This window comes from Variovorax sp. 01T439_2 (genome assembly GCF_056398445.1).
In genome coordinates, this window is record NZ_JBFTPJ010001086.1 from 1 (window position 1) to 1802 (window position 1802).

Consider the following 1802-nt stretch of genomic DNA (forward strand, 5'->3'; position numbering starts at 1 on the left):
GGCCACGCCCGAGGTGAAGGAGCGCTTTCTCAAGCTGGGCGCCGATGCCTGGACGCTCAAGCCCGAGCAGTTCGACGCCTACATCAAGGACGAGATCGCGAGCAATGCCCAGCTCGTGAAGGCCGCGGGCCTGTCGGTCCAGCAGTAGCAAGCCTCCGTCGACAAGCCCCGGGTCGTCTTCATGCTCCGCAAGCTCCTGCTTTCCCCGGCCCTGCGCCCGTTCCTCTTGATCCTGCTGTTGCTGGTGCTGTGGGACGTGGCGATCCGGCTCTTCAGGATTCCGGCCTACCTGATTCCACCGCCGTGGGAAGTGGTGAAGCAGCTCGTGGCCGAATGGCCGCGCCTCTTGGCCGAGAGCTGGAAGACCACGCTCGCCACGCTCGGCGGCTTCGGCCTGACGATCTTGATCGGCATACCGATTGCGATGGTCATCGCCTACTCGCGGCTGGTCGAGTCGTACGTGTACCCGCTGCTGGTGTTCTCGCAGAGCATTCCCAAGGTGGCGATTGCGCCTCTCTTCGTGGTGTGGTTCGGCTTCGGCATCTTTCCGAAGGTGATCAGTGCGTTCCTGCTGGGCTTCTTTCCGGTGGTGGTGTCGACGGTGATGGGCTTCAAGTCGGTCGAGCCCGACATGCTCGACCTGGCCCGCTCGATGGGCGCGAGCCGGCTGCAGACCTTCTTCAAGATCAGCCTGCCGCAGGCCATGCCCGCGATCTTCAGCGGCCTGAAGGTGTCGGTGACGCTGGCCGTGGTGGGTGCGGTGGTCGGCGAGTTCGTCGGCTCCAACTCGGGCATCGGCTACGTGCTGCAGGTGGCCAACGGCAACTTCGACCTGCCGCTGATGTTTGCCGCGCTCGTGGTGCTGTCGAGCATCGGCGTGATCCTTTTCGTCGCGGTCGACATCGTCGAGCGCGTGATGATTCCGTGGCATGCCTCGCAGCGCCACGCGAACTGAGTTCCCTTCTTCGCCATACCCAGAAAACTCCAGGAGACAACGCCATGAAGAAACTGCTTCCCTCGCTGCTTGCCATCTCGGCCCTTGCCGCGCTCGCCAGCTTTGCCATCGCTCCCGCACATGCGCAGGCCGACAAGCCCAAGGACAAGGTCACGCTGATGCTCAACTGGTACCTGTACAGCGAGCACGCGCCCTTCTTCCTCGGCAGGGAAAAGGGCTTCTACGCCGACGAGGGCATCGAGCTGGAGATCCAGGAAGGCCGCGGCTCCGCCGTCACGGCGCAGGCGGTGGCCGCCAAGTCGGCGACCTTCGGCTACATCGACGTCACGACCATGATCAAGGCCGCCGCCAAGGGCGCGCCGCTCAAGTCGACCGGCGTGCTGTTCCAGGTGAGCCCGATGTCGGTCATGGGCTTCAGCGAGAAGAACATCAAGGCGCCCAAGGACATCATCGGCAAGACCGTGGCCGTCACGCCGGGCGACTCGATGTCGCAGATGTGGCCCCTTTTCCTCAAGGTCAACAACATCAAGCCCGAGCAGGTGAAGATCGTCTCGGGCGACGGCCAGACCAAGCTCAATGCGGTGATCAACGGCCAGGCCGACCTGCTGCTGGGCTACGTGATGGACCAGGCCATCAAGCTGCAGGACGCCACCGGCAAGCCCGTGACGCCGATCCGCTTTGCCGACTCGGGCGTGAACCAGATCAGCTCCGGCATCATCGCCAACAAGAACCTGCTGGCCGAGAACCCCGACCTCGTGAAGCGCTTCATGCGCGCATCGACCAAGGCCGCCGAAGCCGCCGAGAAGAGTCCCGAAGCCGCGGTCGACGCCATGCTCAAGGCCAACCC

2 protein-coding genes and 1 pseudogene are annotated in these 1802 nt (G+C 64.1%); all 3 read left to right on the forward strand.

Annotated features, from left to right (window positions below):
* Positions 1 to 148 (forward strand): annotated as a pseudogene (locus AC1DOC_RS32185) (tripartite tricarboxylate transporter substrate binding protein); the annotation flags it as partial.
* Positions 149 to 181: 33 nt separating this feature from the next.
* Positions 182 to 955 carry an ABC transporter permease gene (locus AC1DOC_RS32190; protein ID WP_012746999.1) on the forward strand — a complete coding sequence of 258 codons (774 nt, stop codon included), beginning with the start codon at positions 182 to 184 and terminating at the stop codon, positions 953 to 955.
* Positions 956 to 999: 44 nt separating this feature from the next.
* On the forward strand, positions 1000 to 1802 hold an 803-nt coding region (locus AC1DOC_RS32195; RefSeq protein WP_478131389.1), incomplete at its 3' end, for an ABC transporter substrate-binding protein.

Excerpts from the sequence above, each read along its gene's own strand:
- AC1DOC_RS32190 (WP_012746999.1), top strand. The coding sequence starts at position 182 with ATGCTCCGCAAGCTCCTGCTTTCCCCGGCCCTGCGCCCGTTCCTCTTG.